Below are 16,068 nucleotides of genomic sequence, written 5' to 3'. Positions count from 1 at the left end.
TTCCCTTACCGGTGCAAGTGTCCGGAATCCTTCGTTCAGTTCATTTCCGGAGAAAAGATTGAAAATCGGGATCGACGGCAGGAACCTGGGATCAGCCACTGACGGGATCGGCAGGTTCGTGCACAGGTCGATCAAGGCACTTTCGGCGCTCGGCGCCGAGGTGCGTGTCTACGCTCCCGCTGAGATCAACGCCAACTATGAGCTCCCGCGCGACGTAGCCTTGCGAACAGGCAGCTTCAGGCCGCTGCCCGCGCGCGCGCTGTGGGGGCAAGCTGTGCTGCCTTCCTGGGCAGCGCGCGACGAGGTGGAGGTCTTGTGGGGCCCGGCTCACCGCCTGCCCCTCATCCTGGACGACCGGATAGCACGCGTGGTCACAATCCACGATCTTGTCTGGATGCACGCGCCGGAAACCATGCGCGTCCGGACCTGGGTCGGCGAACGCCTGTTGATGAAACCTGCTTTGCGAAAAGCCGACGTCGTGGCGACGGATTCGACTGCCATGGCAACCGCGCTGATGACAGAGTTTCCCTGGCTGAGATCGCCGATCAAGACGATTGCCCCCGGCACGTCCCCCCTGCCCGCTCCGGGCAGCTTTTCAAGCCTGGAGCATCTCGGCATCACCAGGCCCTATGCGCTTTTTGTCGGCACGCTCGAGCCAAGAAAGAACCTGCGCAATCTGATAAAGGCCTACGGCCTGCTGCCGGCAAGCACCCGGTCGGGCTGCCACCTGGTGATCGTCGGCGGCAGCGGCTGGAAGCAATCGAGCCTGGCCAATGATGTGCGTCTCGGCGGGCTTGAAAAAAATATCATCTTTACCGGATTCGTCGACGACGCAAAGCTTGCCACGCTCTATTCGAATTGTCTTTTTCTGGCGATGCCGTCGCTCTATGAAGGTTTCGGCTTTCCGATCGTCGAGGCGCAATCTTTCGGCAAGCCAGTGCTGACATCGAACACATCGTCGATGCCGGAAGTCGCCGGCGACAGCGGTATCCTTGTCAACCCGAGCAACCCCGAGGCAATCGCGGGTGCATTCGATCAGCTTTGCGTCGATGCGCAATTGCGCCAGAAGATCGCTGCCGGAGCGCGCAAAAACGCGGAGCGCTTCACGTGGGAAAACCACGCCAAGGGCATGCTTCATATTTTTGAACTAGCCATCGAGAAAAGACGAAAGACACTCGTTTGAAAGTCCTGCATTTCTTCAAGACATACTGGCCGGATTCCTTTGGCGGCGTTGAACGAACAATACATGCCATCGCCCAAAGCACGGCCCGCCATGGCATCGAAACGGAAGTGCTTTCGCTGAGCCGCACTCCCGAAGAGGCCACTCAACGCCTCGACGGACATTTAGCCCGAAAGGCCAGACTGGATTTCGAGCTGGCGTCGACCGGGTTTTCTCGCGACGTTTTTCGGAAATTCGGAGCCCTCTCGAAGACAGCAGACCTGATCCAGTATCATTTTCCATGGCCGCTCATGGACTTAGTCCATTTTCATTCCGGCCACGGCAAGCCGACTGTCGTCACCTATCATTCCGATATCGTGAAACAGCGGCTCATCCTGCCCTTCTACCGACCGCTGATGACGCGCTTCCTCAGGGATGTCGATGCGATCGTCGCGACATCGCCCGACTACCTGGAATCGAGCCCGGTTCTCAGGGCATTCAGGGCCAAGTCGAAAGTCATTCCCATTGGCATCGACGAAGACGCCTATCCTGCGCCAACCGAAGCCGACAACGACTGGTGCCGATCGATGATCACGGAACCGTTCGTGCTGTTCGTCGGTGTCCTGCGCTACTACAAGGGACTGGATATCCTGATCCAGGCTGCCGACCAGGTGCGATGCAAGATTGTCATCGCCGGATCCGGGCCGATTGAACGGCAACTCAAGCTCCAGGCCGAGACACTGCGCCGTGATAATGTGATCTTTCTTGGCGAGGTGACCGAGCCGCGCAAGATGGCGCTGCTCCACAACTGCCTCGGGTTCGTTTTCCCTTCGAACCAACGGTCGGAGGCCTACGGGCTGTCGCTCGTGGAGGCAGCGATGTGCGGCAAGCCGATGATTTCGTGCGAACTCGGAACGGGCACAAGCTATGTGAACAAGGCTGGCGAGACCGGACTGGTGATTCCGTCATCGGACGCGACGCGTCTTGCCGAGGCGATCAACCGGCTGATCGCCTCACCGGCCGAAGCGGAGAAATGGGGGAAAGCCGCGCGTGATCGGTACGTTCGTCTCTTTACCGCCGACAGAATGGGGAAGTCTTACGTCGAGCTCTATCATCGTCTCGACAGCCACCGACGCTGAAAGGCAGCCTTGCTTCTGCAGGAGCCGGTGAACCAGTCCCGCATGGTCGCCATCATCGGATTAGGATGCCTGTGTTTAGCCTCCGGCAAGGGGCATCAACTTGCATGCTTCGACATGCCGACCACCGCCGCTAACGCATGTCGCCCCCAAAGTGGCCCCGAGTTTGGGGCAACGACATGCATACAAACAAAGACTTAAAACGCGTCGCCTGAATCCGTTTCAACGCGACGCGTCTTAGGGCGTTCGCAAAGCTCCGTCTGGTCGCGACAGGACTTCTCTTGGAAGCGCAGACAACCGGGGGTATCGCGATTGGGCAAATAGCTGTCCAGTGTTACACAGCGACAGACGGCGCCTCGGAGCAATTTCGTCATGCTGCCAGCCCGGGAAGGGAATACCATGGCCAGATTGCTTGTGACCGGCGGCGCCGGTTTCCTCGGATCGCATTTGTGCGACCGACTTGTCGGCCTCGGGCACCATGTCGTCGCCACAGACAATTTCCTGACCGGATCACTGGACAATGTCCGCCACCTCTCGCAAAATCCGTTGTTTGAACTGATCCGTCACGACGTCACGCTGCCGTTCGATGCCAACGTCGACGGCATCTACAATCTCGCCTGCCCGGCAGCGCCCATTCATTACCAGCACGACCCGATCCAGACGACAAGGACCAGCGTGATTGGCGCGATCAACATGCTCGATCTCGCCACGCGGAACGGCTCTGTCATCCTGCAGGCTTCGACCTCGGAGGTTTATGGCGACCCCGACATTCACCCGCAGCCGGAAGATTATTGGGGGCGGGTGAACCCGGTCGGCATCCGCAGCTGTTACGACGAAGGCAAGCGCTGCGCCGAGACGCTGTTCTTCGATTATTGGCGCCAGGTCCAGCTCGAGATCAAGGTGATGCGCATCTTCAACACCTACGGTCCGCGCATGCACCCGAATGACGGGCGCGTGGTCAGCAATTTCATCGTCCAGGCCATAAGGGGCGAGCCGCTGACGATCTATGGCACAGGCAGCCAGACACGCAGCTTCTGCTATGTCGACGACCTCACCGAAGCCATGGTGCTGTTGATGGGAACGCCGGCAGAGTTCACCGGTCCGGTCAATGTCGGCAATCCCATCGAATCTACGATGCTGGAACTTGCCGAGCTCGTGCTTGGCATCGTTGGCGGCCGCTCCAGGTTGGAATTCAGGCCGTTGCCGCAGGATGACCCCAGGCAGCGATGCCCGGACATTTCGCTGGCAAGAAAATCGCTGGGCTGGGAGCCGAAAGTCGGCCTCGAAGACGGGTTGAAGGAAACCGTCGCCTATTTCCGCCACCGACTGGTGGACGCATGACAACAAAAAGCCGGCGGGCTCGCACCCGCCGGCTCATTTGCGTTCAAGCGATTTCAGGGTTGCTTGGGCAGCAGCGACCAGACCGCCGGCACCAGGCTGGCGGCGAGCGCAACCTTGATCAGGTCGCCGACGATGAACGGCACGACGCCGAACTGCCACGACTTTTCCACACCGATGAGGGTGGCCAGCCAGGCAAAGCCCATGGCCATCATGACGATTTCGGCGACCAGCATGGCGTTGAACAGTTTGATCGGGTGGCGATCCCAGCCGCGGTCGGCGGCCCAGCCGACAATAGCAGCCATGACGACGAAGCCGGCGAGATAACCACCGGTGCCGCCGATCATGTAGGCGATGCCGATGCCCTTTTCAGGCGTGCTCTGGAAGACCGGGAAGCCCATGGCGCCCTCGGCCATGTAGAGAAGCAGGGTAGCGACGCCAAGCCGCAGGCCAAATGCGGTGGCGATCAGCAGGACGGCCAGCGTCTGCATCGAAATGTCGACCGGCCCGAGCACGACTTTCGTCTTGGCCGACAGGGTCAAAAGCAGCGTTCCAGCAATCGCCAGCAAAAGCTGGGTTGCCAGGCGCAGCGCGCCCTCCTGAGGCAAAGCGAGAGAAACAAGCGGGCGCATCGTCGTTGCAAGTGCCATGGTCTTCCCCAATCCGGATTGCCGCGGGTCGCGGCCTCGCTTTTTCCTATATTGGCTTCCGTGCTATGCGGCAATCGCTTTTGCCGTCCCCTTGACCTGAGCTCAACGACACCGCCATGGCGCTCAAATTCGACACCAGCTTCGATCCGGCCTATGGCCAGGGCGTCACCGTTGCGCCGGACGTTCTGCGCGTCACCGCCAAAAACCCCGGTCCATTCACCTTTCACGGCACCAACAGCTACATTATCGGCCGCGACACGCTGGCAGTGATCGACCCGGGTCCGGATGACGAGGCGCATTTCCGGACGCTGCTCGAGGTGATCGCAAACCGGCCGGTCAGCCACATTTTCGTCAGCCACACGCATCGCGACCATTCTCCGCTGGCCACGCGGCTGAAGGAGCACACTGGTGCTCCGGTGCTGGCCGAAGGGCCGCACCGCCCGGCGCGGCCATTGCGGATCGGCGAGACCAACCCGCTCGACGCCAGCGCCGACACGGCTTTCGTCCCGGACATCGCGCTGCCCGACGATTCGCTGATCGAGGGCGACGGCTGGGCGATCCGAACCGTGCTGACGCCGGGCCACACCGCCAATCACGCGGCATTTGCGCTGGAAGGCACCGGCATCCTGTTTTCAGCCGACCATGTGATGGCGTGGGCGACCTCCATCGTGGCGCCGCCGGACGGCGCCATGGCCGACTACATGGCCTCGCTCGACAGATTGATCGCGCGCGGCGACCGCCTGCTGCTGCCCGGCCATGGCGGCCCGGTGACCGCGCCGCGCAGCTTCATGCGCGGGCTCAAAACCCACCGCAAGATGCGCGAACGGGCGATCCTGGAGCGGATCCGGGGCGGCGACCGGGCTATTCCCGCCATGGTCAAGGCGATCTACAGGGACACCGACCCGCGCCTGCATGGCGCCGCCGGCCTGTCGGTGCTTGCCCATCTCGAGGATCTGGTGGCGCGCGGCTTGGTCAGCACGGAGGGTGATGCGGCCATAGATGGTATTTTTACGCCGGTTGGCTAAAACCGGCTGGAACGTTCTTCCGGTTGAGGCGACTTCAGACCATGGCAAGAGCATTCCGGATTGGCCGGAAGTCGCGCCGCGGTCTCCAGCGCGACCCGCGAGGCCGTCATGGAGAGGTTTGGCAACACGTCCTCCTGCAGCAATTGCTGGCGATTGCGGTCCATATAATCGTTGAAACCAGCCGTTACGAACGCGCAGGGCACGAAACATGCTCCGATCTCGCGTGACAAGGTAGCTTCGGGGGCGATCGAATGGTTGAGCACATCCGCCCCCATGTTTCGAAACGCTAGGGCTTCGGCAGGTGTGGTCAGCCGTGGCCCGTAACAGTGGCCGGCGACCAGCTGCTGTTCGATGCCATAAACGCGGCATTCGGCCGGCCAATGACGGCGGGCGGTTTCGACCAGAACTGCCGCACATCTTGGGCAGACAATCTGCTTGCCCGAGCAATCGAAGCTCTGGCGGCCGGGAAGCAGTGAAAACGGGGTCTGCGTCAGTTCGATGATATCGGCATTCACCACCATGTCGCCTGGCTTGATCGCCTTGTTGACGGCGCCGATGGTCGAGCAGGACAGCACTTGCCGTACACCCGCGTTCATCAATACCCAGAACGCGCGGCGATGGCAGGAATGGTCGATATGGTCGCGGGGATTGCCGTGCGAATACATGCACAAGGCACGTTTCGCTCTGCCTTCAGTGGTAATCGACGCATCGAACTCGAGCAGCTTCCAGTTGTCGGTGCGACCGAAAGGCGTTTCAAAACTCATGTCCCGCCGCAAGGTCCGCACGCCCTCGAATTCGACATCTTCCGGGAAGGCAAGCCCCCAGTTTGCCGACCCGGTGATGATCGCCAACCCCACTTGGGGTATGTCCGTTGAATGATAAGCTGGATCGTCGGCTGCGTGCTGATTGGGAGGCATGTTTCCAGTCTCGGTCAGGATTTTTGGCGAAGGGTCACGATCAGGACGGCGACCACGACGATGACCGTCCACAATGTCGAGATCGCCGCAATCGTTGGATCGATCTGATCGCGCAGCGACAGGAACATGAGCTTCGGCAGCGTGCTGTTTTGACCGCTGGCGACGAAGATCGAAATGACTGACTCGTCAAGCGAGGTCAGGAAGGCCATCAGCGTGGCCGACAACAGACTGATCCGGAGTTGCGGGACAATTATGCCGCCAATGGCTTTTGCCCAGTTTGCGCCCAGGCTGCGCGCCGCCTGAACCTGGTTCCAGTCAAAGCGGATCAGTGCCGGCAGCAACACAATGCACGCGACCGGGATGGCCAGCACAACGTGTCCAACCAGCACGCCGAACAGCGTTCCGACCAGACGTTGCGCCGCCAGGACAAAGAACAGACCGATCGCCAGCAGGATGCCCGGCACAATGGACGGGGTGAGCAGAACGCCCTGAATGGTCAGGGCGGCCTTTCCGCCGAGCCTGTTCATCGAGATGCAGGCCAGCAGCCCCAGCGGCACCGCGACCGTCGCCGTCAATGTCCCCAGGATCAGGCTCGTCCTGAGCGCGGCCATCCATGTCGCCGAACCGAAGAACGTCTCGTACCAGCGCAACGAGTATGCGTGCGGCGGGAACTCGAGAAGATTGGATGCCGAAAAGGAGAGCGGGACGACGACGAGCGTCGGCAGCATCAGGAAAATCATTACGAGCGCGCAGAAGCTCCACAGAAGGATACGGGCCAGCCTGTTGTCCGGATAGGCTTCAAGCATCGGTCGCGCCGACATCGTTGCGCGCCATCAGTCGCCGCGCCGCGAGGAACATCATGCCGATCAGCGCCATGAGAACGAGCAACAGAATACCCAAGACGCTCGCCGACCCCCAATCCTGAAAGGTCGAAAGCGTGCGCTCGATCCGGATGGAGAGCGGATTTACCTTGCCGCCGCCAAGCACCGCCGGCGTTATGAAGAAACCTATGGTGTAGATGAAGACGATCATCGAACCCGAGAAGATACCGCCGGCAGAAAGCGGCAGAATGACCGTGCGGATCGCTTGCCCGAGGGTAGCGCCCATGCTCGCCGACGCGCGAATGAGGTTTGCGTCGATATCGCGCATCGCTGCATAAACGGGCAGCAGGAAGAGCGGCAGCATGTAGTGAACCATGCCGATGAGCGTTCCCGTGAAGTTGTAGACCAGCGGCAATGGCTCCGCTGTCAGGCCTGAACCGGTCAATGCCGCGTTGATCAGGCCATCGCGCCGCAAGAGCACGAGCCAACCATAGGTCCGCACCAGAATGGAGGTCCACAACGGCAGCATGACGAAGGCCATCAGCAAATTGGCCACCTTCGGTCTGGCGCTGGCCAGGGCGAGCGCCAGGGGGGTGCCGAGAAGAATGCAGATCGCCAGAGTGCCCAGGGATAGCTCAAGGGTTGTGACGAGCGCCGACCATGTCAGTCCACTCGACAGCACCTTCTCGTAATTGCCGACGGTGTATTCGCCCCCCGTGGTCAGGAAGGATTGCCGGATGATCCAGAGGATAGGCAGTATCGCCGCCAGTCCAACGATGAAAAGCGCCGGCAGCGAAAGCGAGAGGAAGAACCGCCACTCGCGCCGAGCGTCTGCCGCGAGCGCAGGATCGGCGATGACGGTCACGCTCTCGCTCCCGGTATCGCGTGGACTTTCGCCGCTGGTGCATAGGCGGTCACCCGCTGACCGGTGGCAAGCTCGGCGCAGCCACTGGCCAGCGCCGCCGGAATGCAGACAAGAATCTCTTGCCCGCCGTCAAGTGCCAGCGTCAAAAGCCAGTTCTCGCCGCGAAACGCCTTGGCGCGCAGCGTTCCCTCAAGCGCCATCCCGTCCCGCCCAACGAGCTTCGCATCAAGATGGAAGCTTTCCGCGCGGATCATCAAAGCTTCGCCTAACGCATCGGTGCCGTCTATTCTGCGCACCGCGCCCGGAGCCACAATGTTTGCCTCACCCATGAACTCCGCGACGAAGCGGGTCGACGGACGATCATAGATCCGCTGTGGTGTGTCGATCTGCTGAATGCGGCCGGAATTCATCACCGCAACCCGGTCTGACATGATCAGTGCTTCGCGCTGGTCATGCGTCACATAGATCGTGGTGATCCCCAGATCGTCGTGCAGACGCCGGATCTCGTACTGCATGGTCTCGCGCAGGTTCTTGTCGAGCGCCGACAACGGCTCGTCCATCAGCATCACGCGTGGCTCGAAGACGATTGCCCGTGCCAGCGCTACGCGCTGGCGCTGGCCGCCGGACAATGCGGCAATGTTGCGCTCCGCCAGACCCTCCAGCTTCACGCGGGCCAAGGTGTCAAGGGCCCGCTGACGCGCCTGTGCTCTCGGCGTCTTGCGCAGCACCAACGGATATTCGACATTTGCCAGAACGTTCATGTGGGGAAACAGGGCGTAGTTCTGGAACACTATGCCGATGTCCCGCTTGTTGGGGGCCAGGCGGGTAATGTCGCGATCATCCAACAGGAGTTTACCGGAATCGGGCCGGACAAAACCGGCCAGAGCCATGAGCAGCGTGGTCTTGCCCGACCCGGAGGGCCCGAGCAGCGTGAGGAATTCGCCAGCCTGAATGTCGAGCGAGACATCGTCCAGCGCGACGTAAGATCCATAGGTCTTGCGAACGCTGTCGATGGTGATCGGGAGCGACTTCATCATGTGCTTCAGCCTTAGAGCTGAGACTCAGCGGGCCATCATCTCATCGAAGGCTTTTTGGGCGGCCTCGCCGTTCTTGACCCACCAGTCGGCGTTCGAAAACACCGAAGTGCCGGCATTTTCAGGCGCCGTCGCCAGGGTCTTGAGGCGATCTTTGGGGATAAGACCACCCTCATAGCCGGCAGGATTGACCGGACCATAGGCGATGAAGTCGGTCAGCTTCGCCACCCGTGCGGGCTGCGTCATCGCCGCGATGAGCTTCATGGCAGCCTCCTTGTTCGGCGCCCCCTTCGGCACCGCAAGGCAGTCCGTGCCGATGACGGAACCCTTGAACGTATAGTCGATCGCGCCGCCATCCGTCTTCACCGTCTGGGCTCGCCCATTCCAGGTGACGACCAGATCCGCCTCGCCGTCTTTCAGCAATTGCGCCGACTGCGCTCCGGAGGTCCACCACACCGAGACATTTGGTTTGATCGCGTCAAGCCGCTTGATGGCGCGCTCCAAACCCTCCGGCGTGCTGAGCACGGGATAGACGTCCGCCGGTGCCACGCCGTCCGAGAGCAGCGCGATCTCGATCAAGTCCTGCGCATTGGCGCGCAGCGCGCGACGGCCCGGGAACTTGGCGACGTCCCAGAACTCCGCCCAGGTCTTTGGTGGATTGTCGCCATAGGTCTTGGTGTTCCACGACATGACGGTGCCATAGGAGTCGAACGGATAGCAGTAGTCGGACTTTGCGCCGGCCGGCACGGAGTTGGGATCGATGATCTTGTAGTCGAGCGGCTCCAGTAGCGACTGTGCGGCCGCCTGCGCGCCTTCCGGTGAGCCGAGGTGGATGATGTCGGTCGTAACCGCACCCGAGGTTACCTGCATCTTGACGGCAGCCAGGCCGTCGCTTTGCGTCTCCTCGCGGACATCATAGCCGAGCTCTTTTGCAGCGGGAGCCCACATGGCCTCCTTTATGGCGTTGCCATAGTCGCCGCCCGCCGTGGTGATGGTGACCGTTTGGGCATAGACGGGCAAGGCCGCCGAGACTGCGATCGCTGCCAGGGAAATGCGTAGTAACCGGGACATGATTTCTCCTCCTCCGGATTTATCAAAATGCCGACAAGATAGGCTTTTTTTGTTAATCGTAACGTTACGATTACCGAAAACCGCCCTATAGTCAAGCTGACGCCGGCAGGTCCGTTCAGGCTGGAGGCCTGGATTTGACCCTCAGGTCGAATCCGGTAACGTTGCGATGCCCAGCAGGATCAGCCGGCGCTTTCGCAGATGAAGTCGGGCGATATGGCCAATTTAAAACAGATCGCGGCAGAACTTTCCCTTTCGGTGACCACGGTGTCCCGCGCTCTGAAGGATGGGCCGGAAGTGCAGCCGTCGACCATAGCCCGCGTCAAGGAAGTGGCGAAGCGGGTCGGGTATGTTCCCAATCATCACGGTCGCGCGCTCAAAACCGGACGAACCCTGATGCTGACGGCAGTGCTGCCGATGGAGACACGCGACTACCTGTCCGATCTGGCGAAGCTTCCCTTGATCGAAGGCATGACGCTGGCGGCGCGGCAAGCAGGCTACAGTCTGTCCATCTATTCGACCACGCCCGATGACGATCCCGTCGAAAGCGTACAGCGCCTGCTCGACGCGCGCAGCGCGGACGGCCTGATCATCACGCGCATGGTCTCGGGTGATCCGCGCGTCAAGCTACTGCTGGATCAACGCATCCCGTTCGTGGCGTTTGGAAGAACCGACCTGGACTTCGCGTATCCCTATGTCGATATCGACAATGAGCAGATTGCCTACGATGCGACGCAACGGCTCATGGACAAGGGCTGCCGGCGTATTGCCCTGCAACTCCTCGTGGCGAAGGATCAGGCGAGCGCCATGCGTCTTGCCGGCTATGGCAGGGCGATGGCCGAGGCCGGTATTCCGATCGACCAATCGCTGATCGGTCACGGCACGTTCACGATGGAATCGAGCGTAGCCTGGTTCGATCGCCTGCTGGCGTCATCAGATCCGCCGACGGGCCTGGCATGCGCCAACGAACTGGGCCTTCTGGGAGCGTTGCACGCTCTCGGCAGGCGGGGTCTAGAGCCCGGCCGCGACGTCCACATCGTCACCCGGGACAACACGCGTCTGGCGCGCTTCCTGCCGGCGAAGATCGGCGTTCATTCCGTAGACATGGCAGACGTCGGCCACAAACTCATCGAAGTCCTGGAAAGCCGGATCGCCAATCCGCTTGGGCCGGTCGTGACAGTCTTGTTGCAAGGCAAATTCGACCCGGCCGAGTAGTCTGCCCGCGGTCTCAATCCGCATTTTTGCGGCGCCAAGCGATTCCGATTGGCCGTCAGGTGCTCTGGATGTCACTCAGCCGGTGCCGCCCCAACCTGGCCGGCAACCTCCTGGTCGAGTTCGGCGAGGAATCCAACGATACGCGCCGCGTTGTCGCCGAGATCGTAGCGGCCGTAGCGGGAGGCCGAGCGCATGTCGACGACGATGGTGTCGCCGTCATTGCTCACCCGGATCGCGACGTCGGCGGGCAGGCCGACCACGAAGCTCCGGGCCACGGCCGATATCGTTACCTCGTCCTGGCCGTCCGTCACCGGATAAGGTGCGGTAAGCTGCCAGTCGCGGCGGTCGAGCACGGTTTCGACGGCGTCGACGACGGTTTCGAACGGCAGATCGTAGCTGCGCCCGGTGACCAGCGGATAGGCGTCGGTCTGCAGGCGCGCTTCGCCCGGGGTTGGCGGCGCGAGCAGGTTCATATCCTTGGTGCGGTCGCTGGTGTCGAGCACCGGCGGATTGTCGAGATCGGTCGAGATGTCCCTGAGCGGCGGCGTGGTCGCCGCCCAATAGGCAGCGATGCCGTAGGGCGTCAGCACCAGCAGCGCCAGCAAGGCGCCGACCGAGAGGTCGCGCCCGCCACGGCCGCCGAAATGCCACAACCTGGACAGAGCGAGGCCGGCAAACAGCAAAGCGAACGCGGCAAGCAGGGCGACGATCGCCAGCACCCACAGGAAGGCCGGCGTTTCGACCAGTTCGAAATGATGGCCGGCCAGCACGGTCAGCAGCAGCACCAGGGCAAAAGCGCCCGTGCGCCGCGACCAGCCGGCCGCCTTCGATGTCTGCCGCTCGTCGATTTCCATTGTCTTCAGCACCGCCCCAACCCGCACAGACGCATAGAGCAAAGCAGCCGCAAATTGAACATCCCTGCTCTAACGTTTTCGAAGGTCAAAGAATCGCACGGTCCCGATCAATCCGTCGGCAGGCGGTAGTCGCTGAACTGCTTGCGCAAGGTGATCTTCTGTATCTTGCCGGTGGCGGTGTGCGGGATTTCACCGACGAAGGCGACGTCGTCGGGCATCCACCACTTCGCCACCTTGCCGGCCATGAAAGCCAGGATGTCGGCCTTGCTCGGCTCCTTGCCCGGCTTGGCGACCACGACCAGCAAGGGCCGTTCGCCCCATTTCGAATGATGGACGCCGATAGCGGCGGCCTCGGCGACGTCGGGATGGCCGACAGCGAGGTTTTCCAGGTCGATGGTCGAGATCCACTCGCCGCCCGACTTGATCACATCCTTGGCGCGATCGGTGATCTGCATGTAGCCGCCGGAATCGATATGGGCGACGTCGCCGGTGTCGAACCAGCCGTCCTTGTCGAACTGCTCGGCGCCGACGCCGCCATAATAGGCGCTGGCGATGGCCGGGCCGCGCACCTTCAGCCGGCCGAAGGTCTTGCCGTCCCAGGGCAGTTCCTTGTCGTCATCGTCCGTCACCTTCATCTCGACGCCGAAGGGCGGGTAGCCTTGCTTGCCCTGGACATCGAGCCGGGCCTCGCCCTCGAGCTGCTGATATTGCGGCTTCATGGTGCACAGCGTGCCGAGCGGCGACATTTCGGTCATGCCCCAGGCATGGATGACCTCGACGCCGTAATTGTCCTGGAATTTCCTGGTGATGGCGCGCGGACAGGACGAGCCGCCGATGACGACCTTGCTCAGATGGGGAAGTTTCTTGCCGGTCTCTTCCAGATGTTGCAGCAGCATCATCCACACGGTCGGCACGGCGGCGCTGAAAGTCACCTTCTCGGTGTCGAGCAGCTCGCAGATCGAGGCGCCGTCCATCTTGCAGCCAGGCATGACCAGCTTGGCGCCGATCATCGGCGCGCTTTGGCCAAGGCCCCAGGCATTGGCATGGAACATCGGCACGACGGGGAGAATCGTGTCCCGCGCGGAGATGCCCATGGCGTCGGGCATTGCGGCGATCATGGCGTGCAGCACGTTCGAACGGTGGCTGTAAAGCACGCCCTTGGGATCGCCCGTCGTGCCGGAGGTGTAACACATGCCGGCGGCAGTGTTTTCAGGGAACGTCTTCCAGGCGAAGTCGCCATCGGCCTCGTTCAGCCAGTCCTCATAGGCGACCACATTCGGCAGCGTCGTCTCGGGCAGATGCGCCTTGTCGGTCAGCACGATCACCTTTTTCAGCGATTTGACGGCGCCGGCGATCTTTTCCAAGAGCGGCACGAATGTCAGGTCGACGAAGATCGCTTCGTCCTCGGCATTGTTCATGATCCAGACGATCTGCTCGGGAAACAAACGCGGGTTCAGCGTGTGATAGATGGCGCCGATGCCCATGATGCCGTACCAGGCCTCGATGTGGCGCGCCGTGTTCCAGGCCAGGGTTGCGATGCGGTCGCCGAGCACAAAACCGTCGCGTTCGAGCCTTTGGGCAACCTTCAGCGCGCGGCGATGGATCTCGGCATAGGTGGTGCGAACGACCGGACCTTCGATCGAGCGCGACACGATCTCTCGCGTCCCGTGTTGCCGCTCGGCATTGTCGATCAGCTTGTGGCAGAGCAGCGGCCATTCCTGCATCAGTCCGAGCATCTGGTTCCTCCCATTGGTTCCTCGTTCTTCCGTTTTTGTTCCATTGTGAGACGAACGGACAGATTGTCCAGTCATCAAGTCTCCAACCGTTAACGGCTGAAGCAAGCAGTGATCGAATCCCTGGGGAAACCGCCACAATCCGGCCATCGTCGGTGTTAACGTTCGTTAACGGGGCAAGGGGTGCGATAGGCGACTGAAAGAGGTTCGCATGGACGCGCAGCTCGACGACAGGCCGTTGGACGAGAGCCAGGCCGAAGACGTGCAGTTGGACGACGTGCAGTTGGATGACATTCAGCTCGACGACCAAGAGCTTGAAGATACGCTGGCCGCAAGTCTGGCCGATCTGGTGCCGGAAGCCAAAAAGGTTTCCGAGGACGAATTTGTCGAGGTGGTCGGCGGCGCCCTCGAGGCGGTCGGCGGCACGCTGCTGTTCAAAATGTGCGTCCAGAACGAAGGCGAAGGCCAGCATGTCGCCGCCGCATCGATCGGCGATGGCGGCAATCGCCAGTTCCTGCTGCTCACTTTGCCGACCGGCGGCGGCGCGCTGAAGGTCGAGACCACGTCAAGAAGCACCAATCCGGTGGCCGGCATTGCCGCTGCCTATGCCGGCCTCATGGACGTGTTCAAGACCGCGGCCTGACGTTCGCATATATGTGATCGTTTCAACGACCGACCAGGCACGCCTGGCTGTCACGATGGCCTTGCGCAACTGGTTCTCCGCACACACTTTTAGGGCATGGGAAGCAATCCCCCCTCGTGCTCCCAACCGGACAAGGAGAACCCCCCGCATGGACCAGATCGCCAACCCCGCCCCCGGCTTCCAGAGCAATCCCGGCAAGGTCATCACCGTCGAACCCTATCGCGGCACCGTGGTCGTGCGTGCCGGCGATACGGTTATCGCCTCATCGACGCGGGCGAAGCTTCTGTCCGAACCACCCTACCCCCAGCATTTCTACATCCCCTTCGAAGACATCGATTTCACCCAGCTCGGCAAAACCGTCCTGTCGACCCACTGCCCCTACAAGGGCGACGCCAGCTACTGGAGCGTGCTGCCGGCCGGCGAAACCGGCAAGGACGCGATGTGGGCCTATGAGCGACCCTTCGACGAAATGGTCGAGATTCGCGACCACGGCGCGTTTTACGCCAACAGGGTGACGATCGAAGCCACGCCGGCTTGAGCGTTTTCGAACTTATCCTGGCACGTACCGACGCGGTTGCGTTGGCGGGTTGCATGCGTTGAAGGTCAGCCAGAACCCCCGTCGCGTCGTCATCCTATGGCGAAGCAAGGAGCGAAGCGACGCGGCGCAGACCATAGGATCCATGCCGTTACGTCAAAGCGTTGCCACGGTGCAGATCATGCTCCGTGGCGTTCTGGGTCGATGTCACGGCATGGATCCTCGGGTCTTCGCGACGGAGCTTCGCTCCTGCTTCGCCCGTGGATGACGAAGTTACGGCTAATCCGTCGTTCCGTCATTGCCGACGCCATCGGCATCATCAAGCCTGACGAAGATGAGGCCCTTCGCCTTCAACGCCAGCAGACCTTGCACCACGCCCTCGCCGGCCGCGTGGGTCGGCTGGTTGATGTGGGCGATGATGACATCGCCATCCCTGGCGGCGCCAATGCGGCGGGCGGTTTCTTTTGCGCCGAGCAGCGAGCCGCCATCGCCGTTTATCGAAAAGCCGGCGATCTTGAAGCCGAGCTTGCGGATCATGGCGATGGCTGACGGGCTATATTCGGCGGTCGCGCCGCGGAACCATTTCGGCGCCGGCTCGCCGGTCCGGGCGAGAGCCGCCGCGCCCGACTCGACTTCGGCCCGCACCGCTTCAGGGCTGCCGGCACTGCGGATGCCGTAGATTTTTTGCGGCGTGTCGACGGCCGGGATGTGATGGCCGCCATGGTTTTCCAGTTCGAACAGATCGGGATGCGCGCGCATGATCTCGACGGCGGCGGCATTGCGCTTCAGCCAGATGCCGGTGACGAAGATCGTCGCCGGAATCCGGTTCTCCACCAGGGCCGAAAGTATCCTCGTATCGGTCTGCCCGCCGCAGGCGTCGAGCGTGAGCGCGACGCGGCCCACATTGCCGCTCGCGTCCGCCTTGAGGCGCAGCGTCGGCTCGACAAGCGGCGCCGCGTGGGCCGCCGACGCGGCCCAGACCGATAGAGCGATGGCGCAAAGCAGCTTTTGCAAGGGATGCCTGTTTTGTTTCAGAATCGGCGCTGTCATAGCCGCATCCCAAGACCCGCAACAA

At 61.8% G+C, this 16,068-nt stretch carries 16 protein-coding genes; 7 read left to right on the top strand and 9 right to left on the bottom strand.

Annotation, left to right across the window (positions count from 1 at the left end; genetic code table 11):
• Nucleotides 1–58 precede the first annotated feature (58 nt).
• The 3 genes from AC04SG_RS24355 to AC04SG_RS24345 all read left to right on the top strand — a co-directional run bounded on the left by AC04SG_RS24355 (nucleotide 59) and on the right by AC04SG_RS24345 (nucleotide 3,636).
• Nucleotides 59–1,183, top strand: a complete 1,125-nt coding sequence (locus tag AC04SG_RS24355) for a glycosyltransferase family 4 protein (RefSeq protein WP_488553112.1) — start codon at nucleotides 59–61, stop codon at nucleotides 1,181–1,183.
• Entirely contained in the window at nucleotides 1,180–2,298 is a 1,119-nt protein-coding gene (locus AC04SG_RS24350; RefSeq protein WP_488553111.1) for a glycosyltransferase, read from the top strand. The genes AC04SG_RS24355 and AC04SG_RS24350 overlap by 4 nt, the downstream gene beginning before the upstream one ends.
• A gap of 396 nt (nucleotides 2,299–2,694) precedes the next feature.
• On the top strand, nucleotides 2,695–3,636 hold the full coding sequence (locus AC04SG_RS24345) for a UDP-glucuronic acid decarboxylase family protein (RefSeq protein ID WP_488553110.1): 942 nt from the start codon (nucleotides 2,695–2,697) through the stop codon (nucleotides 3,634–3,636).
• 53 nt (nucleotides 3,637–3,689) lie between these two features.
• Here the strand turns inward: AC04SG_RS24345 and AC04SG_RS24340 are convergent, their stop codons facing one another.
• The gene (locus AC04SG_RS24340; protein WP_488553109.1) at nucleotides 3,690–4,283 is read right to left on the bottom strand and encodes a biotin transporter BioY; all 594 of its coding nucleotides are present in this window, start codon (nucleotides 4,281–4,283) and stop codon (nucleotides 3,690–3,692) included.
• Nucleotides 4,284–4,399: 116 nt separating this feature from the next.
• On the opposite strand from AC04SG_RS24340, the gene AC04SG_RS24335 reads away from it, so the two are divergent.
• Nucleotides 4,400–5,308 carry an MBL fold metallo-hydrolase gene (locus AC04SG_RS24335; protein ID WP_488553108.1) on the top strand — a complete coding sequence of 303 codons (909 nt, stop codon included), beginning with the start codon at nucleotides 4,400–4,402 and terminating at the stop codon, nucleotides 5,306–5,308.
• Here the strand turns inward: AC04SG_RS24335 and AC04SG_RS24330 are convergent.
• The 5 genes from AC04SG_RS24330 to AC04SG_RS24310 form a co-directional block, all read right to left on the bottom strand.
• Nucleotides 5,305–6,165 (bottom strand): phosphorylase family protein, encoded by an 861-nt coding sequence (locus AC04SG_RS24330; protein ID WP_488553150.1) that lies wholly within the window; start codon nucleotides 6,163–6,165, stop codon nucleotides 5,305–5,307. The two genes, AC04SG_RS24335 and AC04SG_RS24330, sit on opposite strands and share 4 nt — an antisense overlap.
• A 74-nt stretch (nucleotides 6,166–6,239) precedes the next feature.
• Nucleotides 6,240–7,031, bottom strand: a complete 792-nt coding sequence (locus tag AC04SG_RS24325) for an ABC transporter permease (RefSeq protein WP_192256411.1) — start codon at nucleotides 7,029–7,031, stop codon at nucleotides 6,240–6,242.
• Nucleotides 7,024–7,911 carry an ABC transporter permease gene (locus AC04SG_RS24320; RefSeq protein ID WP_488553107.1) on the bottom strand — a complete coding sequence of 296 codons (888 nt, stop codon included), beginning with the start codon at nucleotides 7,909–7,911 and terminating at the stop codon, nucleotides 7,024–7,026. Before AC04SG_RS24320 ends, AC04SG_RS24325 begins: the two co-directional genes overlap by 8 nt.
• Entirely contained in the window at nucleotides 7,908–8,945 is a 1,038-nt protein-coding gene (locus AC04SG_RS24315; protein WP_488553149.1) for an ABC transporter ATP-binding protein, read from the bottom strand. The genes AC04SG_RS24320 and AC04SG_RS24315 overlap by 4 nt, the downstream gene beginning before the upstream one ends.
• 27 nt (nucleotides 8,946–8,972) lie before the next feature.
• Nucleotides 8,973–10,016, bottom strand: a complete 1,044-nt coding sequence (locus AC04SG_RS24310) for an ABC transporter substrate-binding protein (RefSeq protein WP_488553106.1) — start codon at nucleotides 10,014–10,016, stop codon at nucleotides 8,973–8,975.
• A gap of 198 nt (nucleotides 10,017–10,214) precedes the next feature.
• Between AC04SG_RS24310 and AC04SG_RS24305 the strand changes: the two genes are divergently transcribed.
• Complete coding sequence (locus AC04SG_RS24305) at nucleotides 10,215–11,228, top strand: LacI family DNA-binding transcriptional regulator (protein WP_488553105.1); 1,014 nt, start codon at nucleotides 10,215–10,217, stop codon at nucleotides 11,226–11,228.
• A 71-nt stretch (nucleotides 11,229–11,299) separates the two neighbouring features.
• On the opposite strand, the gene AC04SG_RS24300 is transcribed toward AC04SG_RS24305, so the two are convergent.
• On the bottom strand, nucleotides 11,300–12,082 hold the full coding sequence (locus tag AC04SG_RS24300) for a DUF1499 domain-containing protein (protein WP_488553148.1): 783 nt from the start codon (nucleotides 12,080–12,082) through the stop codon (nucleotides 11,300–11,302).
• A 107-nt stretch (nucleotides 12,083–12,189) separates the two neighbouring features.
• On the bottom strand, nucleotides 12,190–13,818 hold the full coding sequence (locus AC04SG_RS24295; protein ID WP_488553104.1) for a fatty-acid--CoA ligase: 1,629 nt from the start codon (nucleotides 13,816–13,818) through the stop codon (nucleotides 12,190–12,192).
• Nucleotides 13,819–14,026: 208 nt separating this feature from the next.
• Between AC04SG_RS24295 and AC04SG_RS24290 the strand changes: the two genes are divergently transcribed.
• Nucleotides 14,027–14,458, top strand: coding sequence for a hypothetical protein (locus AC04SG_RS24290; RefSeq protein ID WP_488553103.1), 432 nt, complete (start codon nucleotides 14,027–14,029; stop codon nucleotides 14,456–14,458).
• A gap of 148 nt (nucleotides 14,459–14,606) precedes the next feature.
• Nucleotides 14,607–14,996, top strand: a complete 390-nt coding sequence (locus tag AC04SG_RS24285) for a DUF427 domain-containing protein (protein WP_488553102.1) — start codon at nucleotides 14,607–14,609, stop codon at nucleotides 14,994–14,996.
• Nucleotides 14,997–15,272: 276 nt separating this feature from the next.
• Here the strand turns inward: AC04SG_RS24285 and AC04SG_RS24280 are convergent, their stop codons facing one another.
• Entirely contained in the window at nucleotides 15,273–16,043 is a 771-nt protein-coding gene (locus AC04SG_RS24280) for a polysaccharide deacetylase family protein (protein WP_488553101.1), read from the bottom strand.
• Between the last annotated feature and the right edge of the window lie 25 nt (nucleotides 16,044–16,068).

It is taken from the genome of Mesorhizobium sp. CNPSo 4684 (assembly GCF_057784315.1).
Note: the sequence above shows the minus strand (reverse complement) of the source record. Positions and strands in the feature narration are given on the sequence as shown.